The organism is Lutibacter agarilyticus (genome assembly GCF_900188235.1).
Taxonomy (GTDB): domain Bacteria; phylum Bacteroidota; class Bacteroidia; order Flavobacteriales; family Flavobacteriaceae; genus Lutibacter; species Lutibacter agarilyticus.
In genome coordinates, this window is the sequence record NZ_FZNT01000004.1 from 280587 (window position 1) to 300636 (window position 20050).

The 20050-nt window shown below is 31.1% G+C and carries 19 protein-coding genes; 12 read left to right on the forward strand and 7 right to left on the reverse strand.

Annotation, left to right across the window (positions count from 1 at the left end):
• Positions 1–32: 32 nt before the first annotated feature.
• The gene (locus CHB67_RS08635; protein WP_089381361.1) at positions 33–1826 is read left to right on the forward strand and encodes an acyl-CoA dehydrogenase family protein; all 1794 of its coding nucleotides are present in this window, start codon (positions 33–35) and stop codon (positions 1824–1826) included.
• A 453-nt stretch (positions 1827–2279) separates the two neighbouring features.
• On the opposite strand, the gene CHB67_RS08640 is transcribed toward CHB67_RS08635, so the two are convergent.
• Positions 2280–2843: a hypothetical protein gene (locus CHB67_RS08640; protein WP_089381362.1), complete on the reverse strand. Its 564-nt coding sequence runs from the start codon at positions 2841–2843 to the stop codon at positions 2280–2282.
• 78 nt (positions 2844–2921) lie between these two features.
• On the opposite strand from CHB67_RS08640, the gene CHB67_RS08645 reads away from it, so the two are divergent.
• Positions 2922–3686 (forward strand): MBL fold metallo-hydrolase, encoded by a 765-nt coding sequence (locus CHB67_RS08645; RefSeq protein WP_089381363.1) that lies wholly within the window; start codon positions 2922–2924, stop codon positions 3684–3686.
• On the opposite strand, the gene CHB67_RS08650 is transcribed toward CHB67_RS08645, so the two are convergent.
• Complete coding sequence (locus tag CHB67_RS08650) at positions 3683–4954, reverse strand: DUF2851 family protein (protein WP_089381364.1); 1272 nt, start codon at positions 4952–4954, stop codon at positions 3683–3685. The two genes, CHB67_RS08645 and CHB67_RS08650, sit on opposite strands and share 4 nt — an antisense overlap.
• Before the next feature lie 118 nt (positions 4955–5072).
• Between CHB67_RS08650 and CHB67_RS08655 the strand changes: the two genes are divergently transcribed.
• The 9 genes from CHB67_RS08655 (at position 5073) to CHB67_RS08695 (ending at position 12882) form a co-directional block, all read left to right on the forward strand.
• On the forward strand, positions 5073–5705 hold the full coding sequence (locus CHB67_RS08655) for an NAD(P)H-dependent oxidoreductase (protein ID WP_089381365.1): 633 nt from the start codon (positions 5073–5075) through the stop codon (positions 5703–5705).
• A gap of 19 nt (positions 5706–5724) precedes the next feature.
• Positions 5725–7182 carry an aminoacyl-histidine dipeptidase gene (locus CHB67_RS08660; protein ID WP_089381366.1) on the forward strand — a complete coding sequence of 486 codons (1458 nt, stop codon included), beginning with the start codon at positions 5725–5727 and terminating at the stop codon, positions 7180–7182.
• 121 nt (positions 7183–7303) lie between these two features.
• The gene (locus CHB67_RS08665; protein ID WP_089381367.1) at positions 7304–8086 is read left to right on the forward strand and encodes a ParA family protein; all 783 of its coding nucleotides are present in this window, start codon (positions 7304–7306) and stop codon (positions 8084–8086) included.
• Positions 8070–8969 (forward strand): ParB/RepB/Spo0J family partition protein, encoded by a 900-nt coding sequence (locus CHB67_RS08670; protein ID WP_089381368.1) that lies wholly within the window; start codon positions 8070–8072, stop codon positions 8967–8969. Before CHB67_RS08665 ends, CHB67_RS08670 begins: the two co-directional genes overlap by 17 nt.
• A complete protein-coding gene (locus CHB67_RS08675; protein WP_245813475.1) occupies positions 8969–9547 on the forward strand; it encodes a DUF5683 domain-containing protein in 579 nt (192 codons plus the stop codon). The genes CHB67_RS08670 and CHB67_RS08675 overlap by 1 nt, the downstream gene beginning before the upstream one ends.
• Before the next feature lie 80 nt (positions 9548–9627).
• Positions 9628–10332: a 4-hydroxy-tetrahydrodipicolinate reductase gene (gene dapB, locus CHB67_RS08680; protein WP_089381369.1), complete on the forward strand. Its 705-nt coding sequence runs from the start codon at positions 9628–9630 to the stop codon at positions 10330–10332.
• Positions 10333–10350: 18 nt separating this feature from the next.
• Positions 10351–11892: a signal peptidase I gene (lepB, locus tag CHB67_RS08685; RefSeq protein ID WP_089381370.1), complete on the forward strand. Its 1542-nt coding sequence runs from the start codon at positions 10351–10353 to the stop codon at positions 11890–11892.
• Between the two features lie 56 nt (positions 11893–11948).
• Positions 11949–12563 (forward strand): WbqC family protein, encoded by a 615-nt coding sequence (locus tag CHB67_RS08690; protein ID WP_089381371.1) that lies wholly within the window; start codon positions 11949–11951, stop codon positions 12561–12563.
• Between the two features lies 1 nt (position 12564).
• On the forward strand, positions 12565–12882 hold the full coding sequence (locus CHB67_RS08695) for a DUF6122 family protein (protein WP_245813477.1): 318 nt from the start codon (positions 12565–12567) through the stop codon (positions 12880–12882).
• Between the two features lie 153 nt (positions 12883–13035).
• Here CHB67_RS08695 and CHB67_RS08700 read toward each other — a convergent pair whose 3' ends face one another.
• The 3 genes from CHB67_RS08700 to CHB67_RS17200 form a co-directional block, all read right to left on the reverse strand.
• Positions 13036–14574, reverse strand: coding sequence for an IS1182 family transposase (locus CHB67_RS08700; protein ID WP_089381372.1), 1539 nt, complete (start codon positions 14572–14574; stop codon positions 13036–13038).
• 110 nt (positions 14575–14684) lie between these two features.
• Positions 14685–16376: an energy-dependent translational throttle protein EttA gene (ettA, locus tag CHB67_RS08705; RefSeq protein ID WP_089381373.1), complete on the reverse strand. Its 1692-nt coding sequence runs from the start codon at positions 16374–16376 to the stop codon at positions 14685–14687.
• A gap of 119 nt (positions 16377–16495) precedes the next feature.
• Complete coding sequence (locus CHB67_RS17200; RefSeq protein ID WP_089381374.1) at positions 16496–16672, reverse strand: CAL67264 family membrane protein; 177 nt, start codon at positions 16670–16672, stop codon at positions 16496–16498.
• 204 nt (positions 16673–16876) lie between these two features.
• On the opposite strand from CHB67_RS17200, the gene CHB67_RS08715 reads away from it, so the two are divergent.
• Positions 16877–18889: an ATP-binding protein gene (locus CHB67_RS08715; RefSeq protein WP_089381375.1), complete on the forward strand. Its 2013-nt coding sequence runs from the start codon at positions 16877–16879 to the stop codon at positions 18887–18889.
• Here CHB67_RS08715 and CHB67_RS08720 read toward each other — a convergent pair.
• Entirely contained in the window at positions 18886–19608 is a 723-nt protein-coding gene (locus CHB67_RS08720; RefSeq protein ID WP_089381376.1) for a pirin family protein, read from the reverse strand. The two genes, CHB67_RS08715 and CHB67_RS08720, sit on opposite strands and share 4 nt — an antisense overlap.
• Positions 19605–20048, reverse strand: a complete 444-nt coding sequence (locus CHB67_RS08725; RefSeq protein WP_089381377.1) for a MarR family winged helix-turn-helix transcriptional regulator — start codon at positions 20046–20048, stop codon at positions 19605–19607. Before CHB67_RS08725 ends, CHB67_RS08720 begins: the two co-directional genes overlap by 4 nt.
• Positions 20049–20050: the final 2 nt, after the last annotated feature.

The following is a 20050-nucleotide window of genomic DNA, read 5'->3' on the forward strand; positions in this document are numbered from 1 at the left end:
ATTTCCCCTTTGGGGATAAAAGAGGGCATAAAATGGCAACAATAAAAGGAGGAGAATTTCTTATAAAAGAATTAAAATCTGAAGATATATTTATTTCCGAAGAATTTAACGACGAGCAAAAAATGATGAAAGAAGCGGTTATTGATTTTATTGATCGCGAAGTTTGGCCTTACAAAGAACGTTTCGAAAATAAAGATTATGCACTTACTGAAGAAGTAATGCGTAAAGCTGGAGAAATGGGGTTTTTAGGTGTTTCAATCCCTGAAAAATACGGAGGAATTGGAATGGGATTTGTTTCTACAATGTTGGTGACAGATTATATGTCTTCAGCAACAGGATCTGTAGGTACAGCCTTTGGGGCACATACTGGTATTGGAACTATGCCTATTTTTTTATACGGAACTGAAGATCAAAAGAACACCTATTTACCTTTACTAACTTCAGGAGAAAAATTTGGTGCTTATTGTTTAACTGAACCTGGCGCAGGTAGTGATGCCAATTCAGGAAAAACAACTGCCGAACTAACTGCTGATGGAAAACATTATAAAATTAACGGACAAAAAATGTGGATTTCAAACGCAGGTTTTGCTGAAATTTTTATTGTTTTTGCTCGTATTGAAGATGATAAAAACATTACAGCTTTTATCATGGTGTTCGATAAAGAAAATCCGAACGGCGTTACCTTAGGTGCTGAGGAACAAAAATTAGGTATTCACGCCTCTTCTACTCGACAAGTGTTTTTTAGCGATACGTTAATTCCTATTGAAAATATGTTGTCTGAAAGAGGAAAAGGTTTTAAAATAGCCATGAATTCTTTAAATGTTGGTCGAATAAAATTAGGTGCTGCTTGTTTAGATGCCAGTAGAAGAATTATCACTGAAGCTGTAAATTACGGTAACGAACGTAAACAATTTAAAACAGCTATTTCAAATTTTGGTGCTATTCAAAAAAAATATGCTGAAATGAGTACTAAAACTTTTGCAATTGATGCTGGTTGTTATAGAGCTGCAAAAGACATTCAAAATATGATTGATCGTTTGCTAGCTGATGGAAAATCGCATCAAGATGCTGAATTAGCGGCTTTTCAAGAATATGCTATTGAATGTGCCATTATAAAAGTTTATGCTTCAGAAGTTTCTCAATTTGTTTCTGATGAGGGAATTCAAATTTTTGGTGGAATGGGATTCTCTAAAGATACACCAATGGAAAGTGCTTGGAGAGATGCTCGTATCACACGAATCTATGAAGGAACCAATGAAATAAACAGACTTTTAACGGTGGGAATGTTGCTTAAAAAAGCAATGAAAGGTGAAATTGATGTAATTACACCTGCTATGGAAGTTGGAAATAGTTTAATGGGAATTCCATCATTTGAAACTCCAGATTTCTCCGAAATTTTATCAGAAGAAAAAGCAATGGTAGAAAAACTAAAAAAAGCTTTTTTAATGGTAGCCGGAAAAGCTGTTCAAACTTTTGGGATGGAGTTAGACAATCACCAACAATTAATTTTAGCTGCTGCTGAAATTATGATTGAAATTTACATGGCTGAATCTGCTATTTTAAAAGCTGAAAAAATAGTAAAATCAACTTCAGAAAAAGAAGCTGAATGTCAAATTGCTATGGCAAAATTAAATTTATTCAATGCTGTTGAAACTGCTAGTAGTTTTGGTAAAGAAGCTATTTTATATGTTGCTGAAGGAGACGAACAGCGCATGATGTTAATGGGCTTAAAACGATTTACTAAATATGTAAACAACCCAAACCCTATTGCTTTAAGAAAAGTTATTGCTGAAAAAGTTATTGCTGAAAACAAATACTGTTTTTAATTATTAACATATTATCTATTTACATACAGTAAAAAGGCTGCAACAAATTTGTTGCAGCCTTTTTTGTATACAACTCATTTATCAAGCATATTTTTATAACTTTCGTATAGAATTCAATAGGTTAGCATACTTATCTATTTGTCAAACATTAAACAAGTAGTTTGAAATGAAAAATAAGAATATGGATTGACACATAACATGCATTTATTGTAAGCTATTAAACTAAAATCATACTGTAAAAATTATTGAATCAACTATAGGTAAAATTAAAAGTAAGAAATATAAATGTGGGTTTTTTCTTCAAAAATGAACATTTACTTGAAAAAGAAATAAAAAAAACAGACAACTAGCTAATAAACTAGTTGTTTGTTTCTAATTCAGAATTTTTAACCGAAAACCAAGTTGTGGCTTGGGTTAAAGATTTTTATAAATAGTTTACTTTTAAAAAAAATCTTAAAAGTGTTTTGCTATACCTACAGTAAAGGCGTAAACATCGTATCCTTCTTTTATATCCCAAAAGAAACCGACTGGTATTGCCCAACCATGTTTTAAATGAAATAGATATTCTGTACCAACTCTTATAACCCCTAAGTTTTCATTTTTCTCGAATTCTACACCTGCTCCTGCAAAAACTCCCCATTTAGGTAGTATTTTATATGAACCAACAGCCAATGCAATAAATGCATTTTCACGTTCTAAATTTTCTTTATGAGGTATAATATAATGCCCTAATTGAATATCAAATTTAACTCCAACACCCCATTTTTCAGAAATCCCTCTAAAATAATCTATTCCAATACTTGAAACCCAATGTCCTTCTTCATCAATAGCATCACCGTGTTTTACACCTTCTTTAATATGATCAATTCCGTAGTCAATTGCAATCATATTTTTACCATGAGATACTGTGTGTGTTCCTTCATTATGAGAATTATTTTCTAATTCCTCCTCTGAATGTTGCGCAAATAAAGTAGTTGAAATAAGTAAAACACCTAGTAATAATTTAAAATTTTTCATATCTATTTTTTAAAATTTTGGTGCAAATTTAATTAAAATAGAAAAAAGTACTACCTTTAATTCATTTATATTTCTCCTATGAAACCTAACAAATTGACTTACTTATACATAGTTTTATTATTGAATATTATTACTATTCATTCGCAAACGTTTGAAATTTTTAAAACTGAAATTGGAACTCTAAAAATTCAGCCTATTTTGCACGGTAGTATGGTGCTAACGTTTCAAGATAAAACTATTTATGTTGATCCTTACGGAGACTCAAAATTATATAACAACATAAAAGCTCCCGATATTATTTTAATTACAGATATTCACGGAGATCATTTAGATTTAGAAACTTTAGATTCAATAAATACTTCAAAAGCAATTTTTATAACACCACAAGCTGTAGCTGATAAACTTCCTGAAAAATACAAATCACAAATAAATATATTGAACAACGGGCAAGGAATTCACCGTTTAGATTTTTACATAAAAGCTGTCCCAATGTATAATTTACCCGTTGACCCACCTAGTAAAAAACACCCAAAAGGTAGAGGAAATGGCTATTTATTAAACATTGACAATCTACAGATTTACATTTCAGGAGATACTGAGGATATTCCTGAAATGAGAATGTTAGAAAATATTGACATTGCGTTTGTGTGTATGAATTTACCTTACACAATGACAGTTGAACAGGCAGCTAGCGCCGTTTTAGAATTTAAGCCTAAAGTTGTTTACCCTTATCATTACCGAGGTACGAATGGTTTAAGTGATGTAAAACAGTTTAAAAAATTAGTGAACGAAAAAAATAAAAATATTGAAGTTCGTTTGGCCAATTGGTACCCTAAACATTAATTTTTTAATACTTCTTTTCCTATTTCACATTGTAAACACAATTGTTTACTACAGTAATTATTTTTCAACTGCAATAAAGCCTGTGTTTTAAAAGCACTATCTGATTTAATTTTGCAAGCTTCAAACTTTGAAATAATACTGTTCTTTTCAGGTTTTATTTCCTCAACAATAGCTATTAAAGAACTAAAATCTGTTTTACCTAAACTTTGTAAATGTTTAAATTTTAAAGGAATAATTGTATTTATCAATAATAAATCTACAAATGCTTTCGATAATTTTTTAGCACTTTTTTTAGACTCCGTTTCAAACGTATAATGTGTTTCCCAAAAGGCTGAAGTTCCTAAATCAAATAAACTATAATAATCCTCAATTGTTTCAATTTCAATTATTTTTGAAAATAAATTTTGATACAAATGATACAATGAAACTAACTGTGAAAGCCGAATGGTTGGAAAATTATTTGGTCGCAATCTAAAAAAATGTACCTGTCCTTTTGAAATTGAAGTCAACTTGAATTTTATTTTCAAATATTCATATTCTCTTTTTAAATTTTCAAAATACACTGACTCACAACTATTAAACAACAAACCCGCCTGTCCAAAAAATAATGCTTCTAATTGTAACCTGCTAGTTGACAATTTTCTAACTATTGAAAAATCAAAAGAAGTGGCAAAATTAAAAAAAGCTTCACCATTAATTTTCAGTCCGAAGTTTTTAGCAAAAAGGACAAACAAAACAGCTTCCCAATTGTTATTTGTTAATTTTAGTACTTCTTGTATTTTTGCTGATTTTTCTTCTAAACGTTCAAAATACAAACGTTCAAGCCAGTGAGAAACTAGAAAGTCATCAATCAATGAAATTTCATTTTCACAATTAATCCATTTTTTATTTTTACTAAAAAGCGCTTGATAATTATCTAATACCTGTGTTGAAATATAGTTTTTTAATGCTAACGTAGGAATAACGGTATTTGACTTTCTAAATACATCTACATCATGTTCCCAAACAACGTGTAAAATAACCGCATCGTAATTTTCATCTGTTTCATGTGCGTGCAAATACCAATCGGATGATTTTACATGAATTTCAACATTTCCAGCCCAAAGCTGATTGTTGATAATTATCTTAGCATTCGAAAAATCGGGACCTGTGTTAAAATTGTGCAAACCAGTGGCTACAACCTGAATATTTTCAGATGTAACAGTTTGTAATTTTTTATTTGAAAATAGTTGAAATTTCCATATAAAATGAAGTAAGTTTTCTTTCATAGCATTTGAATAGAACCATAAAGTTAAAAATTAACTTTTACTTACGAAAATACAATAAAAAGGTTCTTTAATTCTAATCTAATTTAAGTAATTTTGTAGTCCTAAATTTTTTATATAAATGAACATAATTAATAGTTTAGAATGGAGGTACGCAACTAAAAAGTTCGACCCATCTAAAAAACTATCAAACCAACAAGTTGAAACACTAAAACAAGCATTTAATTTAACTGCAACTTCTTTTGGTTTACAACCATTAAAAATGATTGTAATTAGCAATAAAGAATTGCAAGAAAAATTTGTAGCCTGCTCTTATTATCAACGCCAAGTTGCTGATGCTTCACATCTTTTAGTTTTTTGTATTGAAAACGATACTACTTCCGAAGACATTAACAATTATTTCGACTTAGAAAAAAAAGTTAGAAACATTGAAGAAGATGTCATTTCAGATTTCAGAAAACAATTGCTTGAAATGTATGAAAACAAAACTCTTGAAGAAAAACAACAATCTGCCATTTACCAAGCATATATTGCATTAGGAAATTTAATGACCGTTTGTGCTGTTGAAAAAATTGACTGTTGCCCAATGGAAGGTTTTGTTCCTTCTAAAGTTGATGAACTGTTAAATTTGTCAGCCAAAAATTTAACTTCCATTTTAATGCTTCCAGTAGGATATGGTGCAGATGATGATGTGATGAGAAATATGAAGAAAGTGAGAAAACCACTTAGTGAAACAATAATTGAAATACTATAAATAACTAAAAATATTAATTATGAGCAAAGAAGTAAGAGCTCTTGAACCTTCAGTTTTATGGAATAATTTTGCCGATTTAAATTCGGTTCCGAGAGGTTCAAAAAAAGAAGAAAAAGTAATACAATTTATGGTTGATTTTGGAAACAAATTAAACCTAGAGACTATAGTTGATCCTGTTGGAAATGTAATTATTAAGAAACCTGCCTCTAAAGGTTTCGAAAACAGAAAAACTGTTGTATTGCAATCGCATTTAGATATGGTGCACCAAAAAAATTCAGATACCATTTTTGATTTTGATACCGAGGGAATTAAAATGAAAATTGATGGTGAATGGGTAAAAGCTGAAGGAACAACACTTGGGGCCGATAACGGATTAGGCGTTGCTGCTATTATGAGTATTTTAGCTTCAAAAGACATTAAACACCCTGCTATTGAAGGGCTGTTTACAATTGATGAAGAAACTGGAATGACTGGAGCAATGGGACTTCAGGCTGGGTATTTAGATGGTGAAATTTTGTTAAATTTAGATACCGAAGAAGACGATGAAATTGATATAGGATGCGCTGGAGGTATAGATATTACTGCTGAAAACACTTATAATGAAGTTAACACACCTACAAATAGCACTGGATATTCAATTGCTGTAACCGGATTAAACGGAGGGCACTCAGGAATGGATATTGATAAGGGCCTAGGAAATGCCAATAAAATTATGAACCGTGTTTTATATGAGGCACAAGATTTTCTTAGAGTATCAGAAATCAATGGTGGAAGTCTAAGAAATGCTATTCCTAGAGAAAGTTTTGCTAAAATTGCTGTTTACAATTCTCAAAAAAATGCTTTTTTAAAGTTAATTAAAAAAGTTACCAAAGATATTAAGACTGAGTTTAAAACAGTTGATCCTAACTTAGAAATAGAAGTGACACAAATTGATGTTCCTGCTAAGGTAATGACAACCATTAGTCAGTCTAATTTACTAAAAGCTATTTATATTGCTCACAATGGAGTGTATCGTATGAGTCATGATATGGAAGGTTTGGTTGAAACTTCAAATAATGTGGCTCGTATTATTGTAAAAGATGAAGATATTACCATTCTATGCTTAACCAGATCTTCTGTTGAAACTTCAAAAACAGATTTGGCAAACGCACTAACAGCTACTTTTGAACTTGCAGGTTATACCGTGACTCAATCAGGCTCATACCCTGGATGGAAACCAAATATTGATTCGCCTATTTTAAAAGTTCTTAGTAATAAATATGAAGAAATGTTTGGAGAAAAAGCAAATGTAGTTGCCTGCCATGCCGGATTAGAATGTGGTATTTTAGGAACTAATTACCCAGAAATGGATATGATTTCTTTTGGTCCAACAATTCAAGGAGCACATTCACCTGATGAAAGAGCTCACATTAAATCTTCACAAAAATTCTGGAAATTTCTGTTAACAATTTTAGAAAATATTCCATTAAAAAACTGATAATACGCATAAAGAGGTTGAAAATTCAACCTCTTTTCTTTTATTTGTTTGTTAACAATATTCCCTTTTAAAAACCATAAATAATTGTATTTTTACAACTTAAAATAATTTAATATTTTTTATGGGTAAAATTATTGCTATTGCCAATCAAAAAGGTGGCGTAGGTAAAACTACAACAACTGTAAACTTAGCTGCATCTTTGGGTGTTTTGGAAAAAAAAGTATTATTAATTGATGCTGATCCACAAGCAAATGCCTCTTCAGGTCTCGGAGTTATAGTTGAAGACGTTGAAGGTGGAACTTACCAACTATTGGAACATGCAATTACTGCAAAAGAAGCAATTATTGAAACTACTTCACCAAATGTATCTTTAATACCTGCTCATATAGATCTAGTAGCTATTGAAATTGAACTTGTTGATAAGGAGAATCGAGAATTTATGCTAAAGCAAGCACTAGAAGATATTAAAAATGATTATGATTATATTTTAATTGACTGTGCTCCTTCTTTAGGTTTAATTACACTAAACGCCTTAGTAGCAGCAGACTCAGTAATCATTCCTATTCAATGCGAATATTTTGCTTTAGAAGGTTTAGGTAAATTACTAAATACCATAAAAAGTATTCAAAATATTCACAATCCGGAATTAGATATTGAAGGCTTGTTATTAACTATGTACGATTCCCGTTTGCGTTTATCAAATCAAGTTGTTGAAGAAGTTAAAAAACATTTTCAAGATATGGTTTTTAAAACTATAATTCAACGTAATGTAAGGCTAAGCGAAGCACCAAGTTATGGCGAAAGTATTATAGCCTATGACGCTACAAGCAGAGGTGCCGTAAATTATATTAACTTAGCAAACGAAATTTTAAAAAACCATAATAAGGATGGCAAAAGCAATTAAAAAACAAGCTCTTGGAAGAGGATTATCTGCCTTATTAAAAGAAACAAAATCAGATATTTCTTCAGCAAGTGATCAAAATGCAGATAAAGTTGTTGGGAATATTCTTGAGATTGAATTAGATTTTATTGAAGTAAACCCTTACCAACCTAGAACTTACTTTAACGACGAAGCTTTACAGGAATTAGCCAGTTCTATCAAAGAACTTGGAGTAATTCAACCAATAACTGTTCGGAAATTAGAAGGAAATAAATTTCAACTTGTTTCAGGAGAACGTAGATTTAGAGCTTCAAAATTAATTGGAAATAAAACAGTACCTGCTTATATTAGAATTGCGAACGACCAAGAAATGCTTGAAATGGCATTGGTTGAAAACATTCAACGTAAAGATTTAGATCCGATTGAAGTAGCCTTATCTTACCAACGTTTAATTGATGAAATCGATTTAACTCAGGAAGAAATGAGCAAACGAGTTGGTAAAAAACGTTCAACTATTAGTAACTATTTACGTTTATTAAAACTCGATCCAATTGTACAAACAGGAATGCGTGATGGATTTTTATCCATGGGACATGGAAGAGCTTTAATTAATATTGAAAATTCTGAGGACCAACTAACAATTTACGAAAAAATTATTCAAGAAAAACTATCTGTTCGCCAAACGGAACAATTGGTAAAAAGTATAAAAGAAGGTGTTGAAACAACTCCTGAACCAAGTTCTAAAAAAGTTGAGACTCCTAAATTTGTTAGTAAAGGATTAAAAACATTTAGTGAATACTTTGGTCATAAAATTGACGTTAAATTATCTGGGGAAGACAAAGGAAAAATCATTATCCCTTTTCATTCCGAAGAAGATTTTAATCGTCTAAAAAAATTATTACAATAGTGTTAAAAAAACAACTATATCTCTTTTTAATTGTAACTACTTTAACGGTATTTCAAGGATTTTCTCAAGGAGAAATAACTGTTAGAGCAAAAGATACTATTATTTCAAAATCAAACGATTTTAATCCATTATCACCAGCTAAGGCTGCCTTTTATTCGGCTGTTGTACCTGGAATGGGACAAGCTTACAATAAAAAGTATTGGAAGATTCCTATTGTTTACGCTGCTTTAGGAACAGGTGTTTACTTTTATGTTTGGAACAACGATAATTATTTAAAATACAGAGAGGCATACAAATTAAGAACTAATGGTAAACCTGATGATTATAATGGGTTAAACGGTAATCCATTTTTATCAGAAGACACTTTAATTTCAGCACAAGAATCGTATAAAAGTGATCGCGATTTATCATTACTAATTACCGTTGGTTTGTATGTTTTACAAATAGTTGAGGCAAGTGTAAATGCACATTTACTTCAACATAATGTAGATGATAATTTATCCTTCAAACCCAAATTAATTAAAAATCATGTAACCAATAAATCTGTATTTGTTGGTTCAATAAATTACAACTTTTAAAGTCAATTGTAGAACACTTTGTTTTAAAAAATTAAATGCAAGAACGCTCAATTGATAATTAAAAACTAAAAATTAAATAAATGAAAATAGCTTTACTAGGTTATGGTAGAATGGGTCAAACAATTGAACAAATAGCCTTAAAAAGAGGTCATGAAATTGTTTTAAAAGTCGATGAAAACACTAAAAGTTACGATATTTCCTTAGCTGACGTTGCTATTGATTTTAGCATTCCTTCAGTAGCATTTAACAATATTTCAACTTGTTTAACAAACAATGTACCTGTAGTTAGTGGTACAACAGGCTGGCTAGATAAATTTTCAGAAGCTACCGAACTTTGTAAACAAAATAATGGTGGTTTTATTTATGCTTCAAACTTTAGCTTAGGCGTTAATATCTTTTTTGAATTGAATGAGACTTTAGCCAAAATGATGAAAAATTTAAGCCAGTATCAAATTTCAATGGAAGAAATTCACCACACCAAAAAATTAGATGCTCCTAGTGGTACTGCCATTACTTTAGCTGAAGATATTATCAAGCATACATCTAAAACTAATTGGGCTTTAGATGTAACAAATAGTGAACTTGAAATACCTATAGTAGCAAAACGTATTCCTGATGTTCCAGGAACACATACTGTAGCATATACATCTGAAGTTGATACCATTGATATTAAACACACAGCTCATAATAGAGACGGATTTGCTTTAGGCGCTGTAATTGCCGCTGAATGGCTTGTTGGAAAACACGGTATTTTTACAATGAAAGATGTTTTAGGCTTAAAATAAAACTAAAAAATAATTATGATGACCATAACCGAATTATTCATTGCTTTTCTAATCCTTCAACTAATCCACTTTGCTGGAACTTGGAAATTATACAGTAAAGCTGGAAGAAAACCTTGGGAAGCAATTGTACCTATATACAACGCAATTGTTTTAATGAAAATTATTAACCGACCAACTTGGTGGGTTATTTTACTTTTTATACCTGTTATTAACTTACTAATGTTTCCAATAGTTTGGATTGAAACTGCTAGAAGCTTTGGTAGAAACTCTAATATTGATACAATTTTAGCGGTTGTTACGCTAGGCTTTTACAACTTCTATTTAAATTATGTTGCTGATGTAACTTATATTGAAGACAGAAGCTTAAAACCAAGAACTGAATTAGGAGAATGGGTAAGTTCAATAGCTTTTGCAATTATAGCTGCAACTTTGGTACATACTTATGTAATGCAACCCTATACAATTCCTACTTCTTCTTTAGAAAAGTCGTTATTAATTGGTGATTTTCTTTTTGTAAGTAAGTTTCATTACGGAGCTAGAGTTCCAATGACTCCTATTGCTGCTCCTATGGTTCATGATTCGTTACCTTTTGTAGGAACAAAATCATATCTTCAAAAACCACAACTTCCTTATATGAGGGTTCCTGGTTTTCAACATATAAAACGAAATGAAATTGTAGTTTTTAGCTGGCCTGTTGATACCGTTCAACGCTTTTTTGACAAGTCAAACATTCATATACAAAAACCTATTGATAAAAAATCTAACTACGTAAAACGATGTGTTGGTATTGCAGGTGATTCTTTAGAAATTAGAAACGGGTATATTTACATTAATGGTGAAAAAACTGTACTTCCAGACAGAGCAAAAACACAATACTATCACAAAGTAGAAACTGAAGGGCAACAGTTAAGTGGGACTATGTTAAAACGATATAACATCACCGAAGGTCAAAATATGGGTAATTTTTATTACTTAAATTTAACTGATGAAAATGCGGCTAAATTAGCAAAGAACCCCTTAATTAAAAGTGTAACCAAAGAAATTGAACCAAGCGGAAATTACGATGCTAGTGTTTTTCCACATGATTCAAGATATCCTTGGAGCAAAGATAATTTTGGACCAATTTATATTCCTGAAGAAGGGAAAACGGTTGAATTAAATGCTGCTTCCTTACCTTTTTACAAAAGAATTATTGAAGAGTACGAGCACAATCAATTAACGGTAAATGGTGATGAAATTTATATCAACGGAAAGTTAGCAACTTCGTACACCTTCAAACAAAATTATTATTGGATGATGGGTGATAACCGTCATAATTCTGAAGATGCGCGTTATTGGGGATATGTTCCTTTTGACCACGTTGTTGGAAAACCCGTTTTTATTTGGTTTAGTTGGGATACCAATGGACAAGGAATTTCCAATAAAATTAGATGGGAACGCTTGTTTACAACGGTTCACGGAAACGGTAAACCTGTCTCGTATTTGTATTACTTTTTAGCTGCTTTAGCGCTTTGGTATGGAGTAAGTATTTACAGAAAAAGAAGAAAAGAAAATAAATAACAATATAGATAATCGCTTTTTTGAACTGTTTCAAAAAAGCGATTTAACTTTTAGCAATGATTTTAGTTCAACCAACTTACTTTTCGCCCATTATACAATATGTTGGTATTGTAAATTCATCTAAGATTATGTTTGAAGTTGAAGATAATTTTCAAAAGCAAACCTATAGAAACCGTTGTTATATAAACACTGCAAACGGTAAACATTTATTAAATGTTCCTGTTCAACACAATAAAGGCATCAAACAAAAAACAAAAGATGTTAAAATTGATTATAAAGATAGCTGGGATAAATTGCATTTAAAAACACTCCAAACAGCTTACAACTCATCTCCTTTTTTTGAATTTTATATAGATGATTTAATGACTGTTTTTAAAAAACAAACTACTTTTTTATTAGATCTTAATTTGAAGTGTCACGAGTTTATTATGGACAGCTTACAAGTTGAAATACCTACCATTAAAACTACAGAATATTCAGTTGAATCAACTAGTACTGATTTAAGAAACTTAGCCATCGCAAAAGGCGAAAAACCTTTTCAATTAGAACGTTACATTCAAGTTTTTGAAGAACATAATGGATTTATTCAAAACCTAAGTATGTTGGATTTGTTATTTATGGAAGGTCCAAATGCGCTAAATTATTTAGAAAGTCAACAAATTACATTTTAAATTGGAAGCATTAAGATTTATCATTCATTACGGAATGCATTTCTTGGTTCCAGGACTCATTGCTTATATTTTTTTCAAAAAAGAATGGAAAAAAGTTTGGTTGATTTTCACACTAACTATGTTCGTAGATTTAGATCATTTGGTGGCCACTCCATTATTTGACCCGAACAGATGTAGTATTAATTATCATCCGCTACACTCCTACTATGCGATTGCTGTTTACACTATTCTTTTAATTCCTTCAAAAACAAGAATTATTGCAATAGGATTATTGTTTCATATGCTGACTGATTTTACAGACTGCTTTTGGTTGAAATAAATTCAGAATGATGTTTTAAAATATTTTTAGAAAACATCTTTCAAAATAATGCATAGAAGCCGTCTCAAAATTAAATTGGGGCGGTTTTTTTTATTTTTAATTTCTATCGGTAATTTTAGGAGGTTTTAATTTTTGGCAAGAAGTTGCCATTTATTAGGCACATTTCTTTCTTATATTATGTGCTAATGCGTGTAATCCGAACTCTAATTCAGCTTTTTCTATTCCTTTATGGGTAAATCGTTTAAAATTTCGATTGGATTTTATGTGTGCAAAAACAGGTTCTACATCAGCGGTACGCTGTTTGCGTTTTAGTTCACCTATTTCGCTAAGCAAATTCCTTTTTGCTTTTTCCTTGTATGCCTCTAGTTTGTGATTCCGCTCTACAATTCTATTTCCTTTTGCCTTAAAACAAGCGCCTCGCAATTGACAATCTTGACAGTTTTGTGCGCTATATATGCTACTAGTTTGTGCATAACCTGATTTGGTTTTTCTCTTTCGCTCACCTATTTTTTCCATAGTTTGACCCATTGGACAGATATAGTGGTCTTGCTCTTGGTTGTAATATAGTTTATCTCTGTTGAAGTCCTCGTTTTTCTTTTTTCGCTTTGACTTTAAAATACCTTGTTCTTTATCAAAAGTGTTGTATTTCACATAGGTGTTTATCTTTTTTTGCTCTAAAAACTCATAATTTTCTTCGCTTCCATAACCTGCATCAGCGGTCAATTGTTCTGGTAAAAATTCATATAAATATTCAAAAGTATTAAGGTGTGGTTTTAATGTATTAAGGTCGTTGGTAGTCTGATGCAAGGTGTAGTGGATAACAAACTGTGACTCTGAACTCACTTGTACGTTGTAGCCAGGTTTAAGTTGTCCGTTCTGCATATGGTCATCTTTCATTCGCATAAAAGTAGCATCGGGATCTGTTTTGCTGTAGCTTCCACGTTCTGCAAGGATTTCTTGTTGCTTTTCGTACTTGTCCAGATTCTGTGGGAAGTTTTTCTGAATATACCGTAATTTAGCTTTTGACTTGGTGGAAGCTTTTGGGTTTTTACGAATGATTTTCTCTATTTTTCGGGCTGTTTCCGCAACCTTTTCTTTATCAATTTTTTTGAAGTCAGGTGGAGTGGGATCATCATCTTCTTCATCTGCAATGCTTTGTGCATATTTCCACATCGCTTCCAATTGTTCTGCCATTTTCTCTTTGCGCGTCTTGATGGAATTGCCCCAAACAAAGGTATATCTCCCTGCTATAGACTCTATTTTTGTACCATCTGTAAATACTTCTTTGAGGGTGACAAGTCCTTCTTCTGCTAAAAGTAAAACAACTTGTTTAAAAATGTCTTTAAAAATAGTCTTCAGTTTTTTACTGCGAAAACGTGCAATGGTATTATGGTCTGCAACTTGTTGCGCAGCAAGCCACATAAAGTTGATGTTCTCTCGCATCGCCTTTTCTATCTTACGGCTAGAATAGGTATTATCCATATAGGCATAGACCATTACCTTGAGCATCATTTTTGGATGGTAACTTGGTTTTCCTTCTTTACTATATTCTTCTACCAGTAAACTTAAGTCGAGTTGCTCAACTATTCCATTGACTATTCGAACAGGATGATCATCAGCAATAAGCTCTTCAATAGAAGGTGGAAAAAGCCAACTTTGCTGTTGATTATAGGATTGAAAATTTGTATTCATATATTTGATTATCAATACCTAAAGATACAAAATGACCCATTTTTATACAAATCATTTAATAAAAAAAACCGTCTCAAGTTATGAGACGGCTTCTAATGTCTTATCAATTATTATCTAACTAATTTTTTATACTTAATTCGTTTTGGCATTAAATCTCCTCCTAAACGTTTTTTCTTATTCTCTTCATAATCAGAGAACGAACCTTCAAAGAAATATACCTGAGAATCTCCTTCAAAAGCTAAAATATGCGTACAAATTCTGTCTAAAAACCAACGGTCGTGACTAATAACTACTGCACAACCTGCAAAGTTTTCTAAACCTTCTTCCAAAGCACGCAACGTATTCACATCCAAATCATTGGTTGGCTCATCTAACAACAATACGTTTCCTTCTTCTCGTAAAGTCATAGCTAAATGTAAACGGTTACGCTCACCACCAGATAAGGTATTCACTTTTTTATTTTGCTCACTTCCCGAGAAATTAAAACGACTTAAATAAGCACGAGAATTCACTTGCTTACCACCCATCATAATTAATTCTTGTTCATCAGAAAAATTTTGCCAAATTGATTTTTCAGGATCAATATCTGAGTGACTTTGATCTACATAAGAAATTTTAGAAGTTTCACCCACATTAAATGCTCCTTTATCAGATGTTTCTTCTCCCATAATCATTCTAAAAATAGTAGTTTTACCAGCACCATTCGGACCAATAACACCAACAATTCCAGCTTGAGGTAGGTTAAAGTTTAAATCTTCATATAATAATTTATCACCATACGCTTTTGAAACACCAGAGGCTTCAATAACATTGGTACCTAAACGCGGTCCATTAGGAATGTAAATTTCTAATTTTTCATCCAATTGGTTTTGGTCTTGACTCATTAATTTGTCGTAGTTCTTTAAACGTGCTTTTTGCTTTGTTTGACGACCTTTTGCTCCTTGACGTACCCATTCTAACTCTCGCTCTAATGTTTTTTGACGTTTAGAAGCTGTTTTAGATTCTTGTGCCAAACGCTTTGATTTTTGATCTAGCCAAGAAGAGTAATTTCCTTTCCAAGGAATACCTTCTCCTCTATCTAATTCTAAAATCCATCCAGCTACGTTATCTAAGAAATATCTATCGTGCGTTACTGCAATTACGGTTCCCTTATATTGTTGTAAATGGTGTTCTAGCCAATGTACAGATTCAGCATCTAAATGGTTTGTTGGCTCATCTAATAATAACACATCTGGCTCTTGAAGTAACAATCTACATAAAGCAACTCTACGGCGTTCACCACCTGATAAGTTTTTAATTGGAGTATTACCATCTGGCGTACGTAAAGCATCCATTGCAATTTCCAATTTTGTATCTAACTCCCAAGCATTAGCAGCATCAATTTTATCTTGAAGTACTGCTTGTTGCGCCATTAGTTTTTCCATTTTATCTGGATCAGAATACACTTCTTCCAAACCAAACATATCGTTAATTTTATTGTATTCGTCTAAAATTGCAACGGTTTCAGCAACACCTTCTTTTACAATATCAATAACTGTTTTATCTTCATCTAATTTTGGTTCTTGAGATAAGTATCCAACTGAATATCCTGGAGCAAAAACTACATCACCTTGGTAATTTTTTTCAATTCCAGCAATAATCTTTAAAAGTGTTGATTTACCTGAACCATTTAAACCTAAAATTCCAATTTTAGCTCCGTAAAAAAAGCTTAAATAGATATCTTTTAATACTTGTTTGTTTGCCCCTTGGTAAGTTTTACTTAGGGCGGACATAGAAAAGATTACTTTCTTATCGTCTGACATAATATATTATAATTTTTTATTTATTGAAATGTATTTTATTTAATGGTTAATCTATTGAATTGTTAAAAAAATTCAGCTTTAACCCTTTTCTAATTTCGAATTTCTAACTTTAAACGTAACTACATTCTACCTTTTAAAGCGTTAAAAACCCAAGCATTGGCAAAAAAACCAACACCTACAGCTGCAAATCCCCATCCTGCAACATCATCATATCTAAATGCGCCTAAGGCTATTAATAAAATCCCCATTAATATCATTACTAATGTAGCCCAACCTAATACTGTATTTTTATTCATTATTTATATTGTTTTTATTACTATTCTTAAAAAGAATAATTAAGTGTGCAAATATCGTAAAATTAATTGTTTTTATTCTAACAAGTTTTACTGTAAATAATCTTTAATTAAAAAAAAGCACAATAAATAAAATTATTCGCTAATTATAAACTGATTAATTATTAAATTAGCACTTACCAAGTATTCTAACAAAAAATATTCGCAATGAAAAAGCGTAATGCAATCTCCAAAAAAAAACTATATCCATTTATTTATGCTTTTATCACTTTTGTAGTTTTATTGCTATTAGCAATAAGCTACACCCGTTATGCTAAAGGTCAATGGGAAAAAGATGAAAGAGCGAATCTATTAGATTTAATGACTAGCAAAAAATCTAACTTAGAAAAAGCCTTATATTCTAGAATTTATTATACCCGAGGAGTTGCCGCATACGTTGGATTAAATCCAAATATTTCTAATGATGAGTTTAATGAATTAGCTAAAGAGTATATAAAAAACGATACTGTTATTAATTCAATGGCACTTTCAAAAAATTGTGTTTTAAATGCTATTTATCCACTTAAAAATCATGAATCTGCAATAGGATTAAATTTACTTAAGCACCCTGAAAGAAAAGAAATTGTTGAAGAAACCATTAAAACTCGGCTCACTTTTGTGGCAGGCCCCGTTGAATTAGTTGAGGGCGGGTCTGCTTTTGTTAGTTACACTCCTATTTTTAATAAAAAAACCATAGAGGAAAATGATTTTTGGGGGGTTACAGATATTGTAATTAAAAAAAATAAATTATTAGAAGAGGCTCATTTAAAAATGCTTGAAAGCGGTTTTTTATTTGCACTAAGAGGTTATAATGGTAATGGAAAAAATGGTGCTATTTTTTGGGGAGATGCCTCTATTTTTAATAAAAGCCCTGTAATTACAGCAATAAACTTGCCTATTGGAAACTGGGAATTGGCAGCGATACCAGTAGGTGGATGGGATAATTACTTAGATCAAGACAAAGCCCTTTTAATCATATTAATCATCAGTATTTTTATTATTAGCTTCCTAATTTTAATCATTTCAAAAGCATTATTAAAAATTCGACATAATGAAAAAGAGATGAAAGCTATTTTAGGATCTATTGATAGCGTAATTGTTGAATTTAGCATTGAAGGTGAGTATTTAAGCATCAACTATTCTAATAAAGAATTATTGTATCTTCCTGAAGAAGAGATTATTGGTAAAAATATATTTGAAGTATTTAGCAATGAACAAGCAATTCAATTTAAAAATGCAATTGAAAAGTGTACTAAAGAGCAGCGCTTAGTAAATATTGAATATCCGCTTGAAATTAAAAATAAACAACATTGGTTTTCAGCCAGAATAACTCCAAAATCTAGCAATACGGTAATTTTGAATGCTTATGATATTACTGAGAAAAAACAACAAGAAAAATTATTAATTGAATCTGAACAAAAATTAAAAAAACTGAACAACATGAAAGATCAGTTTTTTTCTATAATTGCACACGATTTAAAAAATCCGTTGGGGTCACAAAAAGTAATTTTAGACTTAATTATTAACGAATATGACGCTATGGATAATGAAAACCGAAAAAAACTTCTAAAAGCTACTCAAAAATCTTCAGAACAACTAAATCATTTACTCACTGATTTACTAAAATGGTCCATGTCTCAATCTGGAAAAATCATTTTACAAAAAAACACTTTAAATGTTAGAGCTACATTTCATGAATTGTTTGAGCAACTTCATAATATGGCCAAATTAAAAGACATAACTTTTATAAATGCTATTGAAGAAAATTCAATTGTAATTGCTGATCCAGATTTAACAGCTATTGTATTTCGAAATTTAATCTCAAATGCTATAAAATTTACAGAAAGAAATGGACAAATTAAGATTTCTTCAAAATCAATTTTTTATAATGAAAAATGCTTTCATAAAATTACAGTTTCGGATACAGGAATGGGAATGCATCCTAATAAATTAAAAACTCTTTTTAGAATTGATAAAACCGAATCATTCCTAGGAACAGAAGATGAGAAAGGTACAGGTTTAGGTTTATTACTTTGCCAAGAATTTATAGAAAAACAAGGTGGTGAAATATTTGTAGAAAGCACCTTCGGAAAAGGAAGTGAATTTTCATTTATTTTACCCACTTCCCAGTCGTTTTGTTTCTCTAATGAAAATGACGGATCAAAATTTAGTTCAAATTAAAATTTCATTGGAACTTCAATAAATAACAATTCTGATGTTGTTTTTGATTCAATTTTAATACTATTGGTTTGTTCAATACCAATAGCATCTCTTTTAGTTAACACTTCGTTTTCTATAGATAGTTCACCTTCAATTACCATAACATAAACGCCGTTGTTTTTGTCAACTACTTCATAAGTAAAAAGGCTATTCTCGTCTAAATCTATGCGTGCAATTTTTGCATTTTGATGAATTGTTAAAGAACCTTCAACAGGATTATCTATGGAAGAAACTAGGATTTGTAATTTATTAAAGCGCTCTGAACTTTCAAACTTTTTTTGATTGTATCTTGGAGTCACATTTTGCTGTTGTGGTAGTATCCATATTTGAAATAAATTTACTTCTTCCGTTGGATGATTATTCATTTCTGAATGTTGAATCCCAGTACCTGCCGACATAACCTGAACTTCACCCGTATACAAAGGAATCCATTTATTACTCATAGAATCTCTATGTTTTAAAGCGCCTTTTAACGGAATTGAAATAATTTCCATATTGTCATGCGGATGCGTTCCAAAGCCCATTCCTCCGGCAATATAATCGTCGTTTAAAACTCTTAATACTCCAAAATTTATGTTCTGCGGATTGTAATAATGCGCAAAACTAAACGAAAAATTTGCTTTTAACCAGCCGTGATCAGCGGTACCTCTTTCGTTTGCTTTATATATGTTGTATTTCATTTTTCTCTTATTTTATCTAATAATTCATTTAGAACTTTAGCCTCTTTATCTGAAATTGAATTTAAATAATTATCAAAATCATCTATTTTAATTTCTTCTAACAAAGCCAACCCTTTTGCATTAATTTTAACATACACTACGCGCCTATCGTTTTCACATCGTGTGCGTTCAATTAAACCTTTATCGCACAACTTATCCATTAAACGTGTAGAATTTGGCGATTTTTGCACCATTCTTTCTTTCACTGAGTTTACAGTTATCGCTTCTTTAGCGCCTCTTAAAATTCGAAGGATATTGTATTGCTGTTCAGAAATATTAAAAGGTTTTAGCATGCTTGCTCCAATGGTATCTAAATAGTTGGCCGTAAACTTTATGTTTAACAAAGCCTTTACACGTTCATTGGGAAACGTTGAATTTATTTCTTTTGAAAATTCGGCCATTT